Source organism: Cupriavidus sp. 22TCCZM04-2 (assembly GCF_057798895.1).
On the sequence record NZ_JBYOJS010000002.1, the window covers coordinates 105196 to 124137 of the forward strand.

The following is an 18942-nucleotide window of genomic DNA, read 5'->3' on the forward strand; positions in this document are numbered from 1 at the left end:
CGGATGGCCGGCAGGTTGGGTCAGGCCGCCTCACCGCTTGCGCATACGCTGCGCCACGATACGGTGCCGGAGCAGATATGGAGCACGCCGTCGCGGCCGCAGTTGGCCACCAGGTCAAGCCCGGTGACATAGGGAGTAAATTCGCCGTGGCGCTGTGAATAGGGGCTCAGTCGGTAGTCCATGTATTCCACCGCGACGCCGGCTCGCTCGAACAGCTCGTGATCCAGATATTGCTTCGCGCCATGCCCGGTCACGTAGCGTGTGGCCCCCAGCCGCTGGCATAGCGCCAAGACGCGTTGGCTGCTGTGCCCGGCCACGCCCAGCGCAGACGAATCCAGGAAGGTCCTGCCGGCATCGAGCCCGAAGTAACGCGCCAGCGTCATGGTGGATGCGCGCGAGAGTTCCGACAGGTATCGCGCCGGCGCGGAGAACACTTCATCAACCAGCGCCAGCATGTCCTGCACATACGGCGCACCCGCATAGGCATGGCGCAACAGGTCGCGGCCTTTGCCTCGCCAGTCGGTGCGATCGTCCAGCTCCAGCCCGCCGATCAGGCTGCCCAGGTGCCGCCCGCGCAACGGCACCGTCAACCAGCGTATGCCGTCGCGGGTCTTGACCTGCACACGGCTGACACGGTTCGCCGGCCCGGTCGAGAACTGGACGTCATCGTAGAAGACGTAGGTATCGCTCAGCCGGATCTGCTCCAGCATGCCGACCCACGGGAAGAGCATGGGTTGGGAGATAACCAGCCTATGGTCCGCCTTGGGCGCGTCAGGCAACCGCATGTTCCAGCATCCTGATCTCCGGCACGGCCACCGCGAAGCGCCCGCCCCACTCGTACACATAGCCGTGCTGGTCCCGCACCTCATCAGCGATATTCCATGGCAGGATCAGCACGATGTCCGGGCGCGAGGCGCGCAGCTGCGCCGGTGCGACCACCGGAATGCGGCTGCCCGGAAGATAGCGGCCCTGCTTGGACGGCGCCGCATCGCAGACGAACGGCAGCAGGTCTGGGCGCACGCCAGCATAGTTGAGCAGCGTATTGCCCTTGGCTGCCGCGCCGTAGGCCGCCACGCGGCGCCCTGCGCGCTTCTGCGCGATCAGGAACGTGAGAAGCGCATCCTTGAGGGCATCCGCGCGTGCCTGGAAGTCCAGGTAGGTCGACATCCGGCGCAAGCCGAATTCCTCCTCGGCCCGAAGCAGGGCCTTCACCGCGGCGCTCGGCGCGCGCGCGTCATCGGCGTGGCCGCCATAGACGCGCAGGCTGCCCCCGTGGGTCGGCAGCGTCTCGACATCCAGCACCCTCAGGCCGGCGGCAGCAAAGATCCGTTGAACGGTATGGAGCGACAGGTACGAGAAATGCTCGTGGTAAACGGTGTCGAACTGGGTCTGCGCGATCAGCTGCATCAGGTGCGGGAATTCCAGCGTGATCGTCCCGCCCGGCTTCAAGGCAGCCTTGAGCCCACGCGTGAAGTCATTGATGTCCGGCACATGCGCAAAGACGTTGTTGCCGGCGATAAGATCCGCCTGCCGGCCTTCTGACGCCAGCCGTTCGCCCAGCGCCTGCCCGAAAAACTCGCGCAGCGTCTGCACACCGATGGCTTCCGCCGCCTGCGCAGTACTGGCCGTCGGCTCGATTCCCAGGCACGGAATGCGCGCGGCGACGAAGTTCCTCAGAAGGTAGCCGTCGTTGGAGGCGACCTCGATGACGAAGCTCTTCGCCCCCAGATCCAGGCGGCGCGTGATCTGGCTCGCGTAGGCGGCCGTATGCGCGAGCCACGTCTGCGACGTCGAAGAGAAATACGCATAGTCGCGACTGAACAGGGCGTCGGCGCGTGCATAGTCTTCGGTCTGCACCAGCCAGCAGTGCGGGCATACATGCAACCTGAGCGGGAAGCAGGCTTCCGGCGCCCGGAGGTCGGATTCGGTCAGATAGGCATTGGAAGGCGGCGCGGACCCGAGGTCGAGGAAGACGTGGTCGAGCGCTTCATTGCAGTGGCGGCAATTCATGGCTGGAGACCGGCAAAGCCGGCGCTAAGAAGCGGATGGGAACGGTCGCGTGCCGAAATATCGGTCACAGGCAGCGGCCAGCGAATACCGAGCATCGGATCGTCGTGGCGTACCCCGCCCTCGGCCTGTGGCGTATAGGGTGCGGTATGCAGGTACAGCAGTTCGCTGTCGGCCTCGAGCACCTGGAATCCGTGCGCGCAGCCCTCCGGAATCACAACCATGCGGGCCTTGCCGGGGCTCAGTTCTTCGGCATGCCACTGCAGGAATGTCGGCGATCCTGCGCGCAGATCCACCATCACGTCCCAGACGTGGCCGCGCAGGCAACGTACCAGTTTCATCTCGGCATGCGGCGCATGCTGGAAGTGCAGCCCGCGAACCGCTCCGGCTTTACGCGTGCGCGAATGGTTGGCCTGCATCACGCGGCGCGGGCCCAGCACCTCGGCAAGTGCATCCACGCAGAAGAGCCGCGCAAAGGCTCCGCGATGGTCTGCAAAGAGCTCTCCCTGGGCCAGCGCCGCACCCGGGATGGCAAGCGGAGTCAGCTTCATGTGGCCGCCCACTTCACGCCGGCCGCGGCTGCGTCCGCGATGTATGCATCCAGCTGCCTGCGCGTCGGCGCGCCACCGTCAGCCTGTTCGCGATACCACGCCGCCGTCGCGGCGAGCGCCTGCTCGAGGTTCCAGGCCGGTTGCCAGTCGAGCCTTGACCTGGCCAGCGAGCTGTCGAGATACAGCAGGTTGGATTCGTGTGGTTGCGGCGCGCCGGACACACGCCATGCCAACGCGGGCCAGTGCCTTTGCATCAGGGCGAGCACAGACTCGACGCTGCGGTTGTCCTGCGCGTCCGGACCGAAGTTCCAGGAGGTAGCGCTGCCGCGGTCACCTTCCAGCAGCCGCTGGCCCAGCAACAGGTAGCCGGCCAGGCAATCGAGCACGTGCTGCCACGGCCGCGTGGCATGGGGCGAGCGGATTTCCAGCGTCTCGCCGCCGCTGGTAGCGCGAACCAGGTCCGGGATCAGGCGGTCTTCCGACCAGTCGCCGCCGCCGATCACGTTGCCGGCGCGGGCGGTCGCCAGCAGTGGCGCATCGTGCTGCGAGAAAAAGCCGTGGCGATAGCTGGCCGTGACCAACTCCGCGGCGGCCTTGGACGCACTGTAGGGATCGTGCCCGCCCAGGCGGTCGTTCTCGCGATAGCCCCAGGCCCACTCCTGGTTCGCATAGACCTTGTCGGTGGTGACCACCACCACGGCGCGCACGCAGCGATGCCGCCGGCAAGCTTCCAGGACGTTGGCCGTGCCCATGACGTTGGTCGACCAGCTTTCCAGCGGATCGCGGTACGAGCGGCGCACCAGCGGCTGCGCCGCAAGGTGGAAGACGATCTCGGGCTGGCTCCGGGCCAGCGCGGCATCCAACGCGGGCAGGTCGCGCACATCGCCACGCACGTCGGTGGCCGGCAGGTCCAGCAGTTGCCAGTGGCTGGGGCTCGTGGCCGGTGCCAGGGCAAAGCCCGTCAGCGTCGCGCCGAGTTGCGCCAGCCACTGAGCCATCCAGCTGCCCTTGAAGCCGGTATGGCCGGTCAGCAGGACGCGCCGGCCATGGTAGATATTGCCGAACTGCCTCACGCCCAGACTTTCCACGGCGGATTGCCACCAGCCCAAAGTTGCTCCAGGTGGTTCTTGTCGCGCAGGGTATCCATTGCCTGCCAGAATCCGTTGTGCATGAAAGCCTGCAGGCTGCCCTGCGAGGCGAGCCGGCTCATCGGCTCGTCCTCCCAGATGGTCGTGTCGTCGCTCACCAGATCGATCACGGATGGCTCCAGCACGAAGAATCCGGCATTGATCCAGTTGCCGTCCCCGGCCGGCTTTTCCTGGAAGCGATCGACCGAGGTGCCCTCGATTTTTAGCGACCCATAGCGCCCCGGCGGCTGGATCGCGGTCACCGTGGCCTGCTTGCCATGCGACAGGTGGAAGTCGAGCAGGGCGCGGATATTGATGTCCGATACGCCGTCGCCATACGTGAAGCAGAACGGCTCGTTGTCCAGGTACTCGCGCACGCGCTTCATGCGGCCGCCCGTCATGGTGTGTTCGCCGGTATCGACCAGCGTGACCCGCCAGGGCTCGGCGTGGCGCTGGTGGACTTCCATCCGGTTGTGCTTCAGGTCGAAGGTCACATCCGACATGTGCAGGAAGTAGTTGGCGAAGTACTCCTTGACGACATAGCCCTTGTAGCCCAGGCAGATCACGAAGTCATTGATCCCGTAGTGGGAGTAGGTCTTCATGATGTGCCACAGGACCGGCTTGCCGCCGATCTCGATCATGGGCTTGGGCCGCAGGTGGGACTCCTCCGAGATGCGCGTTCCGAGCCCACCGGCCAGGATCACCGCCTTCATGCCGCCACCTCTTCCCGCTGCATCCGGATGCCGGCGATTTCATGGATCGACGGCACCGGCTGTGCTTCCAGGTAGGCAAGATCCAACCCGAATGCCTCATGCAGGAAGTTGCCGAGCACAGCCTTGTCGTGGCCGCATTCGTCGAGCCGGGCCAGCAGCAGCCTGTACAGCGGCAGCGAATACTTGCGCAACGTTGCGCTCTCGATCAGCAGTTCGAGTGCGCCGGACTGGTCGCCCTGGCGATAGAGCAATTCAGAGAGCGCATAGGCCACCAGCCAATGTCTGCTCCATTTTGCAGAGATGTTTTCCAGTATGTTTTCCAGGGCGGAATGGTCACCGCATTCGAGCGCGGCAACCACCCCATGGACGATCTCCTGCAGACTGTGCCAGCGACCGCCGAAGAAGACGCCCTCTCCCGCTGGCAGGTCGATCTGGCCGGGCTGGCGATAGGTACCCACCCACCGCGCCATCTGCTCCTCCAGCCAGCGGCAGTACCCGGCTGCATTGAACAGCGGGCTGGATTCGAACATCGGCCGGATCGACTGGCGTAGCGCATCGAGTTCGCCGATGTCGGAGGCCAGCGCAACCGCGGTGTCGACGTACTGCGCTTCGGTCTCGCACGCGAGCCCGTGCAGGCCCACGGCGCGCACGAAAGCCGTCGCCACGCGCTCGTGGCAGGCGTTCCCCGTCAGCGTGACGATGGGCGTCCCCATCCACAGCGCGTCACAGGCGTTGGCGCCCCCGGTCAGCGGCGCGGTATCGAGCACGACATCGATGTCGTGGTACAGCACGTACTGGTTGGCGGCGCGGCGAGGTACGCAGATGACGCGGTCACCGTCGATGCCGGCCGCAGCCATTCGCTCGAGCAGCGGCATCCGCACGGCATCGTTGTCCAGTCCCGCGCATTCCAGGAGCAGGCGGCTGCCCGGGCAACGGGCAAGCACCGCAGCCCACAGGCGCAGCGTGCGCGAACTGATCTTGCCCAGGTTGATGCAGCAGCCGAACGTGATGTATCCATTGGCCAGCGCCGGCGTGGCACGGGGCCGATAAGCCGGCGCATAGGCATCCAGCGGCCGTCCCACCAGCGGGTGGTAAGCCACGCTGATCACCGGTGCGCGCAACAGTTGCTCGCTATAGTTGGCTTCGTAGCCATCGGGATCGAGGATGGGGTCGGTGATGCGATAGTCGATCTGCGGCATGCCGGTCGATCCCGGATACCCGATCCAGGTCACTTGGTTCACCGCGAGCCGATGCACCATGTAGTACAGCGGCGTGTTGCGCGTATAGCCACCCAGGTCGAAGAGCACGTCGAGCCCGGCCGCGCGGACGGTGTCGACCACCTGCTCGGGGGACCGGCCCGCGAGCTCGATGAAGTGGTCCGCGTGATGGCGGATCTTTGCCGTGATGTTGTCCTGGTGGCCGTTGAGACTGAATACAAACAGCTCGAAGCGGCTGTGGTCGATATTCGCCACGAACGGCACGATAAAGTAGGCGCATGCATGGGCATGCAGGTCGTTGGACAGCAAGCCCACGCGAATACGGCTGTTGTCGGCCGGCCGCGGCACCGGCCGGTCGCCCACGCCAGGGGGCGTCATCAGCGCGGCGCACTGCCGGGCCTCGGCCAGCAGCCCCGATGCCGTGGTCGATTCATCGAACAGCATCGTGAACATCAGGTTGAAGCGAACCAGTTCGGAGCGCGGTGCCTGGGCCACCGCCTGGCGCAGCGCGGCCACTGCGCCAGGCACATCGCCAGTCTCCTTGAGCGCGTTAGCATAGTTCGACAGGACGCGCGCATCGCCCGGCTTCAGCTCGAACGCCCTGAGCGCAGCTCGCTTTGCGGCATGGTAGTCCTGCAGGCTGTACAGGATTGCGGAATAGTTGGACCATGCCGCCCATTGCGAGGGATCACGCTCGAGCACAGGTTCGATGATCGCCTTTGCCCGCCCGAAATCTCCAAGGTCCAGCAAGATCTCGGCGGCAAGGATGCGCGAGCGGGCATCGTCCGGGAATCTCGCCATTGCCGCTTCCGCGGTCTCGCGAGCCGCGGCGGCATCGCCCAGGCTCAACTCGCCCAGTGCGAGCCAATGCCACGCTTCGGGATTCATGCCATCGATTTCCCGCGCGCGCGCGGCCTGGCGAATACAGTCACCGAAGCGCTGCGCGGCAAAGCTCTCCCCAGCCTGGGTCAGATAGCGCGACGCCCGGGACGCGTGTTTGTTCTTCTGCATTGCGTAGCAGCGATATGTTTGGCCGCAAGGGCGCGGTGCCCCCTGCACCGCCGCACTCCCCGCGATTGATGCCGTCAGACTAAAGGCATGCCGGGGGACGTCATCAGCCAAGCTTGACCGAAAATCCGGCTCTGTTCCCTGAATGGCGGGCGGCCGCGAGCGCCGATCATCGTGCCATGCCGGCAATGCGGCAGCCCGCCGCACGAGCGCAACCAATGGAGCCCCGAACGCCGTGGAGTTGATCAACCACACGCGCGCAAGCCTGATCGAGTACGTTTGCGCGCAGATCGCCACCTTCTTCCCCGACCGGGCCGACACCAGGCCCGCGATCACGCGCAATTTCGCCGAAACGATGGGCAGGGTCCAGCGGTGCTTTGACGCCAACCGCATTTGGCCGCAGGGGAAATTCAACTATCTGCATTCGGCCCAGTACTGCCTGTTCCTGTACTACCTGGCCAATACAATCTGGCGCAACGAAGAGGATGCTGGCACGGCCACGCGCCTCTTCCTCCTGAACAAGGCGCTCAACGGCATCGACATGTTCTACGAGATCCAGATGCCGGACATCTTCGTGCTCGGGCATTCGAGCGGAATCGTGCTCGCCAAGGCCACCTATGGCAACTACCTGGTGCTTCACCAGCACTGCACGGTCGGGCGCAACCATGACGTAGCGCCGGTACTGGGCGAAGGCGTGGTCATGTACCCCGGCAGCAGCGTGATCGGGCGCAGCCACGTGGGAGACCGTTCCGTGATCTCGATCGGGACGCAAGTGGTCAACTGCGACACCCCCGGACATTGCATCGTCTTCGCGGGCGAGGGCGGCAACCTGACGTTCAGGCCGCCGACCGTCAACCTGATCGAAGACGTGTTTCGCGTCTGAGGCAAAGCACGCCGCCGGAAGCAACGGAGCGTGCGGCGGCTTTGTCGGCTTCGAAATGGGGCGTGCCGCCCTACACCGGCATATTCATCATTTCCTGATACGCCTGCACCAGCCGATTCCTGACCTGCACCCCCGTCTGGAACGACACATTGGCCTTCTGCAATTCAATCATCACGTCATTGAGCGCCACCCCTGGCTTGCCCAGTTCAAACGCCTCGGACAGTCCGTAGGCGCGTTCTTGCGATGCATTGATGCGGCTCAGGCTGCGTTGCAGCTCGCCGGCAAAGCCGCCGGCCGCCGCGGGCGCGGCGGTTTGCGCGCTGTTGCCGGTGGCGGTCTGGGCCAGGCCGCGCAGTTGCTGCAGCATGCCCTCGATGGGAGATAGCGTGGTCATGAGACGGGTTTCCTGCCGGCCAGGCTGGCGCGCCGGTACCGGTTCCTGTTGTTTGACGATAAGCCCGGCGCGCGAATATCGCCGAAACATGCCGCAGGATTCACATTGCGGCCAGCTCGCGTGCATTCGTCGCCCAATTTCAGCGGGGCCAAGCGTACCTGCCGCCGCCAGAGCTCCATCAACCGAAATCGGGAGGAAAACCCGGCCTATTCACCGGATTGTGGCTGCCCGCGTTGCCCGATCATCGCTACCGTGCCGGAAAGGCGCGGGCTTCGCCTTGCGTCTCCCGTCCGGTGCGATGTTCCAGACAACCATCCCGGGAGTACGCGTGTTTTCTCAGCAGCCTGAAATGAGCCGTGCGGAAGTGAGGCGTGCCGACGTCCATGGCGATCTCCATCGCCAGAGCGATCGGGGCCACGGCCCGGCCCTGACCGGAGCGCGCGCATGACCGCGGCGGTGTCCTTGCCCGGCCGCTCGGGTGAAATGATCGAGCGCCTCAAGGCCAATCCGAAGCTGCCAATGATGCTGGCTGGCGCGGCGCTGGCCGCAGCCATCGCCGTCGGGGTGCTGTGGTCGCGCGCGCCGGACTACAAGGTCCTGTACAGCAACCTGTCGGAGCGCGACGGCGGCGCGGTGCTGCAGTCGCTGCAGCAGATGAACGTGCCGTACAAGTTCGCCGAAGGCGGCGGCGCGGTGATGGTGCCGGCCGAGCGGGTCCACGAGACGCGCCTGCGCCTGGCCTCGCAAGGCCTGCCCAAGAGCGGCAACACGGGTCTGGAACTGATGGACAACCAGAAGTTCGGCATCAGCCAGTTCGCCGAACAGGTCAACTACCAGCGCGGGCTCGAAGGCGAGCTGGCGCGGTCGATCGAATCGATCGCGGCCGTGCAGTCGGCCCGCGTGCACCTGGCCATTCCAAAGCCGACGCTGTTCGTGCGCGAGCGCCAGAAGCCCACGGCGTCGATCGTGCTGCAGCTCTACCCGGGCCGCGCCATCGATGAAGGCCAGGTCGCGGCGATCAGCCACCTGGTGTCGTCCAGCGTGCCCGAACTGACGCCCAAGGCGATCTCCATCGTCGACCAGCACGGCAACCTGCTGTCGAACAGCGGCAACGAGCGCATGCTCGACGCCACCCAGCTCAAGTACGTCCAGGCGCTGGAGCAGAACTACCTGAAGCGCATCGAATCGATCCTGACGCCGATCGTCGGCAAGGACAATGTGCGCGCCCAGGTGACGGCCGACGTGGATTTCTCCATCGTCGAGCACACCGACGAGAGCTACAAGCCGAACCAGGACCCGACCCACGCGGCCATCCGCAGCCAGCAGACCAGCGAGTCGAACCAACAGGGCGCCACGCCCCCGGGCGGCGTGCCGGGCGCGCTGTCCAACCAGCCGCCGGCACCCGCCGCGGCACCGATCACCACCGCGCAGACGCCGCGTGCCGGCCAGGCACCGGGCCAGGCCGGCGCACCCGCCCAGCCGCAAGGTGCGCAAGGCGCCCAGGCACAGGGCGCCACGAGCACCGCATCGGGCCCGAGCAGCAGCCGCAAAGATTCCACCGTCAACTACGAACTGGACCGCACCGTGCGCCACGTGCAGCAGGCGCCGGGCGGCGTGCGCCGGCTGTCGGTGGCGGTGGTGGTCAACTACCGGCCGCAGCCGGACGCCAAGGGCAAGATGGTCGCCCAGCCGCTGCCGCCCGCACTGCTGGCCCAGATCCAGAACCTCACCAAGGAAGCCATGGGCTTCTCGACCGAGCGCGGCGACTCGATCAACGTGGTGAATAGCCCTTTCACCGTCGACCGTGAAGTGACGCCTGAAGTGCCGTTGTGGAAGCAACCTGAAATGATCGACCTGGCCAAGACCGGCGCGGGCTACCTGCTGCTGGCACTGCTGGCACTGTTCGCGTGGTTCAAGGTGGCGCGCCCGCTGCTGCGCCGCTACACCGCCCCGCCGCTGCCGGCGCCCGTGGCGGCAGAAGAAGCCGCCGCCGAACTGCTGCCGCCCGAAGAGCCGTCCAATCCGGAAGTCCTGCGGCTGGCCGCGAAGTATGAAAGTGACCTGGCACTGGTGCGCGATGCCGCGCAACGCGACCCGCGCCTGGTTGCCAGCGTAATCAAGAACTGGATTGGCAATGACCTCCGCTAAAGCCGCCTCCCCCGCCACCGGCCTGCAGAAGAGCGCCATCCTGATGATGGCGATCGGCGAGGACGCCGCCGCCGAAGTATTCCGGCACCTGTCCCAGCGCGAAGTGCAGGAGCTGGGCTCCGCCATGGCCGAGCTCCGCTCGGTGACGCGCGAGGAAATGGCCGGCGTGCTCAGCGAGTTCCGCGGCGAGACCGAGCAGTACCTGGCGCTGAACGTCGATTCGAGCTCGTTCATCCGCAGCGTGCTGAACAAGGCGCTCGGCGAAGAGCGCGCCCAGTCCGTGATCGAGGACATCCTGGAATCGCGCGATCCGGGCAGCGGCATCGACTCGCTGAACTGGATGGATTCGACCTCCGTGGCTGAACTGATTCGCGAGGAACATCCGCAGATCATCGCCACCATCCTGATTCACCTGGACCGCCAGAAGGCGTCCGAGGTGCTGGGCATGTTCACCGACCGCCTGCGCAACGACGTGATCCTGCGTATCGCCACGTTCGGCGGCGTGCAGCCGGGCGCGCTGCAGGAGTTGACGGACGTGTTGTCCAAGCTGCTGTCGGGCCAGAGCCTGAAGCGCAGCCGCATGGGCGGCGTGCGCACCGCGGCGGAAATCATCAACCTGATGAGCACCGCGCACGAAGAGGCCGTCATCGACGGCGTGCGCCTGCACGACGGCGACCTGGCGCAGAAGATCATCGACGAGATGTTCCTGTTCGAGAACCTGCTGGAAGTCGACGACCGCGGCATCCAGCGCGTGCTCAAGGAAATCGCCACCGAATCGCTCATCGTCGCGCTCAAGGGCGCGCCGCAGGAGTTGCGCGACAAGTTCATCCGCAACATGTCCACCCGCGCCGGCGAAATGCTGCGCGAGGACCTGGATGCGCTGGGCCCGGTGCGCGTGTCGCAGGTCGAGGCCGAGCAGAAGGCCATCCTGCAGGTGGTAAGACGCCTGGCCGATGCCGGCGAAGTGCAGATTGGCGGAGGAGACGATGCCTATGTCTGAGCGCGGCCTGGCCGCACGTATCGCGCAGCGCAGCGAGAACCCGGCCGGCGGCGACGCCGGCGGCTTTACCCCGTTCGAAGCGCCGCGCCGCTCGCGCGGCACCGGCTGGCAGCGCTGGCAGATGGATTCGCTGGACCCGCGCACCGCGCTGCAGGCGATCGTGCAAGAAGCACCGGCCGAGCCGGCACCGCCGCCGATCGATTTCGAGGCGCTCGAAGCCATGCGCGAAGGCGCCCGCAAGGAAGGCTACGCACAGGGCTATACCCAGGGCCAGACCCAGGGCTACGGCGACGGCCACCGCGAAGGCTATGCGCGCGGGCTGGAAGGCGCGCGCAACGAAGCCACGCGCCTGCATGGGCTGGCCGAGAACTTCCGCCAGGCGCTGGCCGGCGTTGACCAGGAAGTTTCCGGTGCGCTGCTCTCGCTGGCGCTCGACGTCGCGCGCCAGCTGGTCCGCAGCCGCGTGGAAGACGATCCCGAAGTCCTGCTGCCGGCCGTGCGCGAATTGCTCACTAGCGAACCGGCGCTGTCCGGCTCGCCATGCCTGCTGCTCCACCCGGAAGACGTGGGCCTGATCGAAGCCCATATGCAGGGCGAACTCGAAGCCGCCGGCTGGACCCTGCGCGCGGATCCGTCCGTCGCACGGGGCGGCTGCATCGCCAGCGCGGCCAGCGGCGAGCGCGACGCCAGGCTGGAAACGCGCTGGACCCGCGTGGTCAAGGCCATGGGCCGCGACGACCCGTGGGAGCCTCCGCATGACTGACGCCGTCACCGACCGGGATGCTGCACACATACCCCATGCGCAGCACTGGCGCCATGCGCTGAGCACTGCGCAGGCGGATATCTCCGGGCTCGACAGCAAACGTAGTTGCGGCCGGCTCACGCGCGCGGCCGGCCTGGTGCTGGAAGCCGTGGGCCTGCGCCTGCCCGTGGGCAGCGATTGCCTGATCGAACTGCCCGCCGGGCAGTTCCACGCCGGGTCCGGCGGCCCGCGCACGGCCGAAGCCGAAGTGGTCGGCTTCGGTGCGGACCGCCTGTTCCTGATGCCGCAATCCGACGTGGTCGGCCTGCTGCCCGGCGCACGCGTCTATCCGCTCGAACCATCGCCGCAGCCCCAGGGCGCCAGCGCTCCGCGCGAGCCCGGCTCCAAGCGCCTGCCCGTGGGCGAAGGCATGCTCGGCCGCGTGGTCGATGCCGCCGGCCGGCCGCTCGACGGGCTAGGCCCGATTCGCGCCGCGCAGGAAGTGCCGCTGTCGGCCGAGCAGATCAACCCGTTGATGCGCGCGCCGATCGAAACCGTGCTCGACACCGGCGTACGCGCCATCAACGGCATGCTGACCGTGGGGCGCGGCCAGCGCATGGGCCTGTTCGCGGGTTCCGGCGTGGGCAAGAGCGTGCTGCTCGGCATGATGGCGCGCTACACCAGCGCGGACGTGATCGTGGTCGGCCTGATCGGCGAGCGCGGCCGCGAGGTGAAAGAGTTCATCGAGAATATCCTCGGCCCCGAAGGCCGCGCGCGTTCCGTCGTGGTGGCGGCCCCGGCCGACTGCTCGCCGCTGCTGCGCATGCAGGGCGCCGCGTACTCCACACGGCTGGCCGAGTATTTCCGCGACCAGGGCAAGCATGTGCTGCTGATCATGGATTCGCTCACGCGCTATGCCATGGCCCAGCGCGAGATCGCCCTGGCGATCGGCGAGCCACCGGCAACCAAGGGCTATCCGCCGTCGGTCTTCGCCAAGCTGCCCACGCTGGTGGAACGCACCGGCAACGGACCGGAAGGCGGCGGCTCCATCACGGCGTTCTATACCGTGCTGACCGAAGGCGACGACCAGCAGGACCCGATTGCCGATTCGGCCCGTGCCATCCTGGACGGCCACATCGTGCTCTCGCGCAGCCTGGCGGAGGCCGGCCACTATCCGGCCATTGACGTGGAAGCCTCGATCAGCCGCGCGATGACCGCGCTGATCCCGCCCGTGCAGTTTGCTTCGGTGCGCCGCTTCAAGCAGCTGATGTCGCGCTACCAGCGCAACCGCGACCTGATCAGCGTGGGCGCCTACGTGCCCGGCAACGATCCCGAACTGGATCTGGCGATCCGGTTCCACCCCCGGATGGAAGCCTTCCTGCAGCAGGACATCCACGAGCGCGCCGGCTACGACGATGCGATCGGGCAGCTGCATGGCCTCTTCGACAGGAACGAACATGGCTAAACCGAATCCGCTGCAGACGTTGTCCGAACTGGCCCAGAACGACACCGATGCCGCCGCGCGCGAACTCGGTCGTCTGCAGGGGCTGCGGACCCAGGCCGCACAGCAGCTCAACCAGCTCACGCAGTACCGGCAGGAATACCGCGAGCGCATGCAGGTGGTGGCGGCGGAAGGCATGACCACCAGCCGCTGGCATGATTTTTCCCGTTTCCTCGATTCGCTGGACCACGCCATCCGCCAGCAAACCGCCGCGCTGGACAAGGCCGAAGCCGACTTGCTGATGGGCCGCAGCAACTGGCAGAAGCAGAAGCGCCGCCTGAACTCCTTCGACACCCTGATCGCGCGCGCAGATGCGCGCGAGGAACAAGTGGTCGCGCGCCGCGAGCAGCGCGCCAACGACGAATACGCCGCACGGCTGGCGCGCGACGCCGGCAGCCGACTCAACTGAGCCCAGAGGGCAAGCCTTCATCCATGATCGATATCAGTCAGCTCGTCAGCAACGCCACCCCCAAGGCAGACCCCGCCAGCCGCATGACGGCAGACGCCGGGAACGCTGCCTTCAGCGGCGCGTTGTCGCGCGCGCAGGACAACGCGCGCCCCGAGCCGCGCCAGGATTCGGGCAGCAATGCGCAGAACAATGCGCAGCCTGCCGGCGGTTCCCCGTCGAAAGACAGCCAGGCCGCCGACGCGGCCCGCGCGGCCGCGGGCAAGCCGGTGCCGACGGGCCGCCGCAAGGACCATGACGACCAGGACCACAAGGACGACGGCAGCAGCCAGGCGGCTGGCGCTGCCGCCGCGGCGCTGGCCGCCCTGCTGCCGCCCGCCCCGGCCGCTGCTGCATCGGGTAGCGGCGCCGCGGATGTCGCCGCGGCCGGTGCCGCCGGCGCCAACGGCCTCGCCATGCTGCAAGCCCCCGCTGCCGTGCCGGCCGATGCGGCCAACGCGGCACTTGCCGATGTGAATGCCGACGCCGCCGGCAAGCTTGCGATCCAGGCATCGGCCAAGGACGCCACCGCTACGACTGCCACGCCAACCGCCGCCGACACGCTGGCCAACATCCTGTCGCAGCGCGCCGCGCTGCCGGGCGCCTCGGGGCAAGCGGCGGCGACCGACAGCACCCAGGCCGCCACGACGGCCAGCACGGCGCTGCATGCGATGGGCGATGCACGCCAGGGCCACGCCGGCCAGTTCGGCGATGGCCAGCCACAGGCCGGCACGGGCCACCCGCACCATGCCGCGCTGGCGCAGGCGGACGGCATCGGGCAGGACAGCAAACCCGCCGCCACCCCGTTCACGCCGGTGCAGGTCGCCGCCAGGACCGGCGGTGCCGCAACGGTCACGCAGAGCGATGGCGCCGCGACGGCCATTGCCGCCGCGCTGGCAAACCAGACGCCATCGGCCGCACCGGCCGCTGTGGCAGCCGCCGCGCGCCCGGTCGTGGCGCCGCCGCTGGACGATACGCAATGGCCGCAGGCGCTGGGCCAGCAGATGATCCGGCTGACCACGCAAGGCAGCCAGAGCGCGGAACTGCAGCTCAATCCGCCCGATCTCGGGCCGCTCAAGGTGGTACTGAACGTGGTCAACGACCAGGCCCAGGCGCAGTTCGTTTCGCCGCACCAGGCTGTGCGCGCCGCCGTCGAAGCCGCGCTGCCGCACCTGCGCACCGCGCTGTCGGAAAGCGGCATCCAGCTCGGCCACACGTCGGTGGGCGCCGACAGCTTTGCCGGCCAGCCCGGCAATGGCCAGCCGCAACAGCAGCAGGCCGGCAACGGCCGTGGCCAGCCGGGCTTCGGCGTGAACCTGGCTGCTAGCGATTCCCGGGCCGCACCCATCGCCGCACCGGCCCGTCCGGCACGCGTGCCGGCACAGGGAGAGGTCGATACGTTTGCCTGACTGCCAGGCGCTTCACGCGCCACTGCCATGACAAAGGCCGCCTCTCGGGCGGCCTTTGTCATGATGCGAAGTGCTGCCGGGTCCCGGCTCAGGGCTGGAAGATATCCAGGCCCGCCAGGGCGACCACGCCGCTCAGTGCAATCATCGCAACCGAGTCGCGTCCAAGGATCAGCAAGGCAGCAGAGAGCCACGCGACAAGGCTGAAGGCGAGAAATCGTTTCATGATGCGGCCGTGGAACCTTGACGCGGATTGGCGCGATGCGGCGAGAATTTGGGAAAAGTGAGCTAAGTATAAACCCTGATTTCACCGATTCGAGGGAGGAAAATCGCGCTGGCTGCCAATGTGCGCGACACGGCGCCACACTGCCGAGAGCGCCGCGCAGGCGCCGGGGCGATAATGCCCGCGTAGCGCCCTGCCCTGTCCCATGCCATGACGTTCGACCTCTTCGACAACCTGGATGCCCCCGGCGAAGGCCGTGACGCGGCTGGCGTGACCGAGCCGCTGGCGGCCGGCGCCGCCGTGCTGCGCGGCTTTGCGCGCGCGCTGGCTCCGCAGCTGCTCCGGGACGTAGCGAACGTCGTCGGGCAAGCCCCTTGGCGCCATATGGTGACACCGGGCGGGCTGCAGATGTCGGTGGCCATGACCAACTGCGGGCAGGCCGGCTGGGTCTCGGACCGGACCGGCTACCGCTACGACCGGCTCGATCCGCTCAGCGGCGCGCCGTGGCCCGCCATGCCAGCGACTTTCCTCGACCTGGCCGCACGCGCCGCCGCCGAAGCGGGCTTTGCGGGCTTTGCGCCGGACGCTTGCCTGGTCAACCGCTATGTGCCCGGCACACGCCTGTCCCTGCACCAGGACCGCGACGAGCGCGACCTGCGCGCGCCAATCGTGTCGGTCTCGCTCGGCCTGCCGGCGGTGTTCCTGTTCGGCGGGCTGCGCCGCGCCGAGCGCCCCATCCGTACACGGCTGGCGCATGGCGACGTGGTCGTTTGGGGCGGCCCCGCGCGGCTGGCCTTCCATGGCGTGGCGCCGCTGGCCGACGGCGACCATCCGCTGCTCGGGCACGAACGGATCAACCTGACCTTCCGCCGGGCGCTGTAGGCCGCGCAGCCACCGCGAGCGCATATCGCCCGGTTTGCGGCGGGCGTGATGTCCTACAGTCAATGGCATCCCGCGACGCTCGACTGGAGGCCATACCATGCATCTCGAAGGCTCGTGCCATTGCGGCGCCGTGCACTTCTCGCTGGAGTCCGATTCGCCGTATCCGTTCATGCACTGCCACTGTTCGATCTGCCGCAAGACGGCGGGCAGCGGCGGCTATGCCATCAACCTCGGCGGCGATGCCACGACGCTGCGCGTGCGCGGCAAGAAGTACCTGGGCATCTACAACGCGGTGATGCGCGAGCCCGGCAAGCGCGCCACGCGCTCGCCGGCGCAGCGGCATTTCTGCGTCAGGTGCGGCAGCGCGCTGTGGCTGTTCGATCCGCGCTGGCCTCATCTGGTCCATCCGCACGCGTCGGCCATCGACACCCCGCTGCCCAAACCGCCCGACGTGGTGGAAGCCGGGCTCGACTTCGTTCCGGCGTGGGTGGACGTGCCACGCGGCAAGGGCCACGTGCACTGCGGCACCTGGCCGGCCGAGTCGCTGCAGGCATGGCATCGGCGGCACGGCCTGCTGTCGACCTGAGGTCATCCGTCACCTTGGGGCTCCGGACTGGCGGTGCTGCTCGGCGCGGCGGTCTTCCGGCGCGGACTTGGGCAGCAACACGGATTTCGAAACGCTGGAATGGTCCCATGACCACTACCACCGCCTGCGCGAACGCGACGTGCGAGGGGATCCTGCCCAATCGCCGACCGGATCCCCAGCGGGCATGTTGAACTGCCGCTGAACCGCGGCAAGGCCTCGGCGATGGCTAGCGATATGGCGCACCGAAGCCGGATCACCGCCCCTAAAAGGCCGGAACCGAAGTGCTCGCGTCGCGGTACACCTGGCGGCCGCCCACATAGGTGGCAACGGCATGGAGATTCTGGATGTCAACTTCGGGCACCGTCAGATAGTCTCCCGACAACACCACGAAGTCGGCCAGCTTGCCCTTTTCGATCGAGCCCTTGCTATCGGCCTCACCGTTCAGGTCGGCATAGTTGATGGTGAACATGCGCAGCACGTCGGCGCGGCCCACGCGCTCGTCCGGACCATAGACGCCGTCGGTGATCGTGTCGCGGGTGATGAAGTGATACATCCCCCAGAACGGATTGACCGGCATATTTGCGGAATCGGTGCCGCCGACGAGCTGGAAGCCAGCATCCATGAAGGTCTTCACGGGGGTCACGTGTTCTGCCCGATCGTGCCCCCAGTACTTCGACAGCACCGGTGCGGCAACGTACAGGTGGGCCTGCACGGACAGCCTCGCGCCCAAGGCGCGTACTCGGTCGAGCTGCTCCTTGCGAACCACGAATGCATGCTCGATTGTCCAACCTCTGACGGCGCCTGGGCTTGCCTTGTCGAGGCCTTCCCACGCTGCCAGAACTTGGTCCAGCGCCGCATCGCCAACCACATGCACAGCCACGCGGTACTTGTTGCGGGCCAGTTCACCCACCACATCCTGATACGCCTGCCCCGAAACCAGCGGCAGCCCGAAGAACGTTCCGCCCTTGCCATAAGGCTCGCTGTAAGGCTGGCTCATATAGCCGCCTTCAAACCCGCCATCGACCGAGGTCTTCGCGCCCCAGATGCGCACCCATTCGTCGCCAGAGCCCGGCGGCAGCTGGGCCGAGGCAATGATCGACTTGACCTGCGCGGCGGAGTTCACCGGCGCCATGGCGTTGAGCAGCAGCTGGAAGCGCAGGCTCAGCTTGCCTGCACCCTGCAGTTGGCGGATGACAGCGTAGGCCGAGGGCACATCGGTGCCCGTGAACATGCCCGGCACGCGCACGCTGGTCAGGCCCAGCGCATTGAGCTTGCGCTGCATTTCTTCCAGGGCCGCGGCGTCGAATTTTGGCGGCACGGGCAGCGTCATCAGCGAGCGCGCGTTGTTGATCAGGACGCCGGTCAACTGGCCGTTGCTGTCTTTCTGGATGATGCCGCCGTCGGGCGACACCGTGCTCTCGGTGATATTCCACTTGGCCAGCGCCGCGCTGTTGAGCATGGCCGTCAGGCCGCCGCGGTGCAGCACCAGCGGGTTGTTCGGCGCCACCGCGTCGAGCTCGGCGCGGGTGGGCAGGCGAACCTCTTTCAACTGGGCCTCGTGCCAGTCGGAGTTGCTTTGCAGCAGATCGCCGGGCGCATGGCTGGCAACGGCATCGCGAATCGCAGCCAGCACATCGTCAATCCTGCGCGTGCGCGACAGGTCGATGCCCGGGCCGCCGCCCGCGCCATGCAGGTGGCCATCGCTGAGGCCAGGGACGATGGTGCGTCCGCCCATATCGACCACACGCGTAGCGGGACCGATATGCTTGCCTAATTCATCTGGCGATCCGACCGCCAGGAATTTTCCGTCCTTGACGGCGAATCCCTGTTCTACGGTATTGGCGGCGTCCACTGTCAGGACTTTCGCGTTGGTGTAGACCGTATCGGCGACAGGCTCGGAGCCCCCGCACCCCACAAGTGGCAGCACGATGGCCGCAATGCCTAGCCAGCCTGGCACTTTCCTGCTCCCGCTGATTTTCATTCTTGCTCCCCCTATTTTTTTCTTGTTGGCATATGCCCGGCACGAAGGGCCATCCCGTTGGATGGCCCTTCGTGGTTTAATTTAGATTACGATTATTTATATTTCAACTATATTCACGAAGGGATCGA

18 protein-coding genes are annotated in these 18942 nt (G+C 67.0%); 9 read left to right on the plus strand and 9 right to left on the minus strand.

All coding sequences use genetic code 11. The features are described 5' to 3' along the window. Window positions 1–20 precede the first annotated feature (20 nt). From AC3FKG_RS03825 to AC3FKG_RS03850, 6 genes are read right to left on the minus strand one after another with little or no spacing between them, the layout of a single operon-like run. Window positions 21–785, minus strand: coding sequence for a WbqC family protein (locus AC3FKG_RS03825; protein WP_488742459.1), 765 nt, complete (start codon window positions 783–785; stop codon window positions 21–23). After that, window positions 772–2010, minus strand: coding sequence for a class I SAM-dependent methyltransferase (locus tag AC3FKG_RS03830; protein WP_488742460.1), 1239 nt, complete (start codon window positions 2008–2010; stop codon window positions 772–774). Before AC3FKG_RS03830 ends, AC3FKG_RS03825 begins: the two co-directional genes overlap by 14 nt. Next, entirely contained in the window at window positions 2007–2558 is a 552-nt protein-coding gene (locus AC3FKG_RS03835) for a dTDP-4-dehydrorhamnose 3,5-epimerase family protein (protein WP_483713130.1), read from the minus strand. The genes AC3FKG_RS03830 and AC3FKG_RS03835 overlap by 4 nt, the downstream gene beginning before the upstream one ends. Further along, window positions 2555–3646 carry a CDP-glucose 4,6-dehydratase gene (gene rfbG, locus AC3FKG_RS03840; RefSeq protein WP_488742461.1) on the minus strand — a complete coding sequence of 364 codons (1092 nt, stop codon included), beginning with the start codon at window positions 3644–3646 and terminating at the stop codon, window positions 2555–2557. Before rfbG ends, AC3FKG_RS03835 begins: the two co-directional genes overlap by 4 nt. Next, a complete protein-coding gene (gene rfbF / locus AC3FKG_RS03845) occupies window positions 3628–4398 on the minus strand; it encodes a glucose-1-phosphate cytidylyltransferase (RefSeq protein WP_483713127.1) in 771 nt (256 codons plus the stop codon). The genes rfbG and rfbF overlap by 19 nt, the downstream gene beginning before the upstream one ends. Continuing rightward, a complete protein-coding gene (locus AC3FKG_RS03850) occupies window positions 4395–6626 on the minus strand; it encodes an O-linked N-acetylglucosamine transferase, SPINDLY family protein (protein ID WP_488742462.1) in 2232 nt (743 codons plus the stop codon). The genes rfbF and AC3FKG_RS03850 overlap by 4 nt, the downstream gene beginning before the upstream one ends. 232 nt (window positions 6627–6858) lie before the next feature. Between AC3FKG_RS03850 and AC3FKG_RS03855 the strand changes: the two genes are divergently transcribed. After that, window positions 6859–7506: an LbetaH domain-containing protein gene (locus AC3FKG_RS03855; protein ID WP_483713124.1), complete on the plus strand. Its 648-nt coding sequence runs from the start codon at window positions 6859–6861 to the stop codon at window positions 7504–7506. A 70-nt stretch (window positions 7507–7576) separates the two neighbouring features. On the opposite strand, the gene fliE is transcribed toward AC3FKG_RS03855, so the two are convergent. Further along, window positions 7577–7900 carry a flagellar hook-basal body complex protein FliE gene (fliE, locus tag AC3FKG_RS03860; RefSeq protein ID WP_483713122.1) on the minus strand — a complete coding sequence of 108 codons (324 nt, stop codon included), beginning with the start codon at window positions 7898–7900 and terminating at the stop codon, window positions 7577–7579. A 444-nt stretch (window positions 7901–8344) separates the two neighbouring features. Between fliE and fliF the strand changes: the two genes are divergently transcribed. From fliF to AC3FKG_RS03890, 6 genes are read left to right on the plus strand one after another with little or no spacing between them, the layout of a single operon-like run. Next, window positions 8345–10048 (plus strand): flagellar basal-body MS-ring/collar protein FliF, encoded by a 1704-nt coding sequence (gene fliF, locus AC3FKG_RS03865; protein WP_483713121.1) that lies wholly within the window; start codon window positions 8345–8347, stop codon window positions 10046–10048. Beyond that, a complete protein-coding gene (gene fliG, locus AC3FKG_RS03870) occupies window positions 10035–11048 on the plus strand; it encodes a flagellar motor switch protein FliG (RefSeq protein ID WP_483713119.1) in 1014 nt (337 codons plus the stop codon). The genes fliF and fliG overlap by 14 nt, the downstream gene beginning before the upstream one ends. Beyond that, a complete protein-coding gene (gene fliH, locus AC3FKG_RS03875) occupies window positions 11035–11811 on the plus strand; it encodes a flagellar assembly protein FliH (protein WP_483713118.1) in 777 nt (258 codons plus the stop codon). Before fliG ends, fliH begins: the two co-directional genes overlap by 14 nt. Further along, window positions 11804–13255 (plus strand): flagellar protein export ATPase FliI, encoded by a 1452-nt coding sequence (gene fliI, locus AC3FKG_RS03880; protein WP_483713117.1) that lies wholly within the window; start codon window positions 11804–11806, stop codon window positions 13253–13255. The genes fliH and fliI overlap by 8 nt, the downstream gene beginning before the upstream one ends. Further along, the gene (fliJ, locus tag AC3FKG_RS03885) at window positions 13248–13700 is read left to right on the plus strand and encodes a flagellar export protein FliJ (protein ID WP_483713116.1); all 453 of its coding nucleotides are present in this window, start codon (window positions 13248–13250) and stop codon (window positions 13698–13700) included. The genes fliI and fliJ overlap by 8 nt, the downstream gene beginning before the upstream one ends. A 23-nt stretch (window positions 13701–13723) precedes the next feature. After that, window positions 13724–15145: a flagellar hook-length control protein FliK gene (locus AC3FKG_RS03890; RefSeq protein ID WP_488742463.1), complete on the plus strand. Its 1422-nt coding sequence runs from the start codon at window positions 13724–13726 to the stop codon at window positions 15143–15145. 88 nt (window positions 15146–15233) lie between these two features. Here AC3FKG_RS03890 and AC3FKG_RS03895 read toward each other — a convergent pair whose 3' ends face one another. Beyond that, window positions 15234–15368 carry a hypothetical protein gene (locus AC3FKG_RS03895; RefSeq protein ID WP_483713112.1) on the minus strand — a complete coding sequence of 45 codons (135 nt, stop codon included), beginning with the start codon at window positions 15366–15368 and terminating at the stop codon, window positions 15234–15236. 207 nt (window positions 15369–15575) lie between these two features. Here AC3FKG_RS03895 and alkB point away from each other — a divergent pair, with 207 nt between their 5' ends. Both alkB and AC3FKG_RS03905 read left to right on the plus strand, forming a co-directional pair. After that, entirely contained in the window at window positions 15576–16247 is a 672-nt protein-coding gene (gene alkB / locus AC3FKG_RS03900; protein ID WP_483713111.1) for a DNA oxidative demethylase AlkB, read from the plus strand. 97 nt (window positions 16248–16344) lie between these two features. Beyond that, window positions 16345–16833, plus strand: a complete 489-nt coding sequence (locus tag AC3FKG_RS03905) for a GFA family protein (RefSeq protein WP_483713109.1) — start codon at window positions 16345–16347, stop codon at window positions 16831–16833. Between the two features lie 262 nt (window positions 16834–17095). On the opposite strand, the gene AC3FKG_RS03910 is transcribed toward AC3FKG_RS03905, so the two are convergent. Beyond that, complete coding sequence (locus AC3FKG_RS03910) at window positions 17096–18814, minus strand: amidohydrolase (RefSeq protein WP_488742464.1); 1719 nt, start codon at window positions 18812–18814, stop codon at window positions 17096–17098. Window positions 18815–18942 lie beyond the last annotated feature (128 nt).

Excerpts from the sequence above, each read along its gene's own strand:
- AC3FKG_RS03830 (WP_488742460.1), bottom strand. The coding sequence starts at position 2,010 with ATGAATTGCCGCCACTGCAATGAAGCGCTCGACCACGTCTTCCTCGAC.
- AC3FKG_RS03825 (WP_488742459.1), bottom strand. The coding sequence starts at position 785 with ATGCGGTTGCCTGACGCGCCCAAGGCGGACCATAGGCTGGTTATCTCC.
- rfbF (WP_483713127.1), bottom strand. The coding sequence starts at position 4,398 with ATGAAGGCGGTGATCCTGGCCGGTGGGCTCGGAACGCGCATCTCGGAG.
- AC3FKG_RS03835 (WP_483713130.1), bottom strand. The coding sequence starts at position 2,558 with ATGAAGCTGACTCCGCTTGCCATCCCGGGTGCGGCGCTGGCCCAGGGA.
- AC3FKG_RS03850 (WP_488742462.1), bottom strand. The coding sequence starts at position 6,626 with ATGCAGAAGAACAAACACGCGTCCCGGGCGTCGCGCTATCTGACCCAG.
- fliG (WP_483713119.1), top strand. The coding sequence starts at position 10,035 with ATGACCTCCGCTAAAGCCGCCTCCCCCGCCACCGGCCTGCAGAAGAGC.
- AC3FKG_RS03905 (WP_483713109.1), top strand. The coding sequence starts at position 16,345 with ATGCATCTCGAAGGCTCGTGCCATTGCGGCGCCGTGCACTTCTCGCTG.
- AC3FKG_RS03895 (WP_483713112.1), bottom strand. The coding sequence starts at position 15,368 with ATGAAACGATTTCTCGCCTTCAGCCTTGTCGCGTGGCTCTCTGCTGCC.
- AC3FKG_RS03910 (WP_488742464.1), bottom strand. The coding sequence starts at position 18,814 with ATGAAAATCAGCGGGAGCAGGAAAGTGCCAGGCTGGCTAGGCATTGCG.
- fliI (WP_483713117.1), top strand. The coding sequence starts at position 11,804 with ATGACTGACGCCGTCACCGACCGGGATGCTGCACACATACCCCATGCG.
- alkB (WP_483713111.1), top strand. The coding sequence starts at position 15,576 with ATGACGTTCGACCTCTTCGACAACCTGGATGCCCCCGGCGAAGGCCGT.
- fliF (WP_483713121.1), top strand. The coding sequence starts at position 8,345 with ATGACCGCGGCGGTGTCCTTGCCCGGCCGCTCGGGTGAAATGATCGAG.
- fliJ (WP_483713116.1), top strand. The coding sequence starts at position 13,248 with ATGGCTAAACCGAATCCGCTGCAGACGTTGTCCGAACTGGCCCAGAAC.
- fliE (WP_483713122.1), bottom strand. The coding sequence starts at position 7,900 with ATGACCACGCTATCTCCCATCGAGGGCATGCTGCAGCAACTGCGCGGC.
- AC3FKG_RS03890 (WP_488742463.1), top strand. The coding sequence starts at position 13,724 with ATGATCGATATCAGTCAGCTCGTCAGCAACGCCACCCCCAAGGCAGAC.
- fliH (WP_483713118.1), top strand. The coding sequence starts at position 11,035 with ATGCCTATGTCTGAGCGCGGCCTGGCCGCACGTATCGCGCAGCGCAGC.